This window comes from Streptomyces phyllanthi, from assembly GCF_009377205.1.
Taxonomy (GTDB): domain Bacteria; phylum Actinomycetota; class Actinomycetes; order Streptomycetales; family Streptomycetaceae; genus Streptomyces; species Streptomyces phyllanthi.
On record NZ_VJZE01000852.1, the window covers coordinates 1 to 1,831 of the forward strand.

General features: G+C 73.7%; 2 protein-coding genes and 1 pseudogene. All 3 read right to left on the minus strand.

The window, feature by feature from the left end:
* On the minus strand, positions 1 to 1,007 hold a 1,007-nt coding region (locus FNH04_RS45560; RefSeq protein WP_152792084.1), incomplete at its 3' end, for a hypothetical protein.
* Between the two features lie 8 nt (positions 1,008 to 1,015).
* Complete coding sequence (locus FNH04_RS45565; RefSeq protein WP_152792085.1) at positions 1,016 to 1,270, minus strand: MoaD/ThiS family protein; 255 nt, start codon at positions 1,268 to 1,270, stop codon at positions 1,016 to 1,018.
* 126 nt (positions 1,271 to 1,396) lie between these two features.
* Positions 1,397 to 1,831, minus strand: a pseudogene (locus FNH04_RS45570) (alpha/beta hydrolase); the annotation flags it as partial.

Here is a 1,831-nt window from a genome sequence, read left to right on the forward strand (position 1 = left end):
GCGCCCGCCCCCGCCACGAGAGCCACCAGCACCGACACCACCGTGGGCAGAGGCAGCGCACGGGCCACGACCGCCACGGCCACCGCCGCCGTGCCCACGGTCACCGCGTCCGCGACCGCGGCCAGATGCCCGGTCGCGACGATCGACAGGGCGGCCGACGCGACCGTGGCCATCAGGCCGTACATCCGCTCGTCCGGGTCGGCATGGCTGCGCAGTTGCAGCACGAGCGCCAGCAGGACCCACACCCCGAGGGTGCCGAGGATCGCGGCCGGCGCGTTCTCCCGGCCGACCACGAGCAGCGCCGCGTCCGCGGTCAGCGCACCCGCGAAGGCCAGCGCGATGCCCTGCCGGGCGGGCCACATCCCGTTGAGCCGGAACCAGCCCGCCGCGGTCACCGCCTGGAGGATCACCAGGGGTACGAGGAGGGCGTATTCCCCGATCGCGGCCGTCACCGAGAGCAGCAGGCCCAGTACGGCCGTGATCAGCGCGGGCTGCATCCCGGGCTCGATGATCGGCGACCGGCCCTCGGCACGGGCGCGCTGGGCGTCGGTGACGCGCGTGTTGCCGGTGACGGTCGGAGGACCGTAGGCAGGCTCGGGGGAAGAGGGCTGTGCCTGCGGTTGCGCCTGCGGCTGTGCTTGCGGTTGCGGCTGTGCTTGCGGCTGTGGCTGTGCCTGCGGTTGCGGCTGGGCGGCAGCGCCCTGGGCCGGGGGCGGGTACTGCCCGTACGGCTCCTGGTGCTGCCCATACGCCTGCGGCGGCAGGTACGCCGTCTCCGTCACGTCCACCGCGGCCACCGGAGGCTGCACCTGGGTCTCCCAGGTCTGGCCCTCCCACTGCTGGGTGTACTGCTGCGCATGGGCCGCCTGCGGCTCGTCGTAGCCCTGCCACGACGCGGACTGCTGCTGGTGCCCGGGCTGCTGGTACCCCTGGTGCCCGGGCTGCTGCTGATACGGGTCGTACCCCTCGTGCCCCTCGTGCGAGGAGCCGTACGGCTGGTTGCTCATGGTGTGGGTCACCCTCCTGCGAACGGCGGGAGCACCTCGACCGTGCCGCCCTCGGCCAGCCGTACCGTCTCATGCCCGCGGGTGCCCACGGGGTCACCGTCGATGAGGAAGGAGCAGCGCCGCAGGACGCGGGTGAGCTCGCCGGGGTGTCGCTCGCGGGCCGCGTCCAGCGCCTCGGCGAGCGTGACCGCGTCGTACGGTTCCTCGGCTACACCTGCTGCGGCCTTGGCTGCGGCCCAGTAACGCACCGTGCCCTTTGCCATCTCGTCCCTCAATCGGTCGTGGTGAACACCGTCAGGCTATCGGGACACAGACCCGCACCCTTTATCGCGCCCCTTGTGGAGCCCCTCACCACGTCCTTCAGCGCGCCCTGCCGTCACCCCCTCCCTTCACGTCCTCTGCCTCTGCGACGCGGCCGCCGCCGCCCACGCACCGATCCTCCCCAGCAGTTCGTCGTCCGCCGCGTTCTCCGCGTGGCCCATGCCCGGCTCCAGCCACAGTTCGCCGTGGCCACCGGCCGCCGTGGCCAGCATCCGGGGGTGGTCCACCGGGAAGTAGCCGTCCTGGTCGCCGTGGACGATCAGGAGAGGTGTGGGGGCGATGCGGGGCACCGCCTCGACCGGGGACAGCGGGACCGGGTCCCAGCGCCGGTGGTGGATCCGGGTGCGGAGGCCGTAGCGGCCGACCACCCGGCCCGCCGGGCGCATCACCAGCCAGTGGAGCCGCCGCATGGGCGCCGTACCCCGGTAGAACCAGCGGGCCGGCGCGCTCACCGACACCACCGCGTCCGCCACCCCGTCCGCGTCCGCCACCCCGTCCGCCTC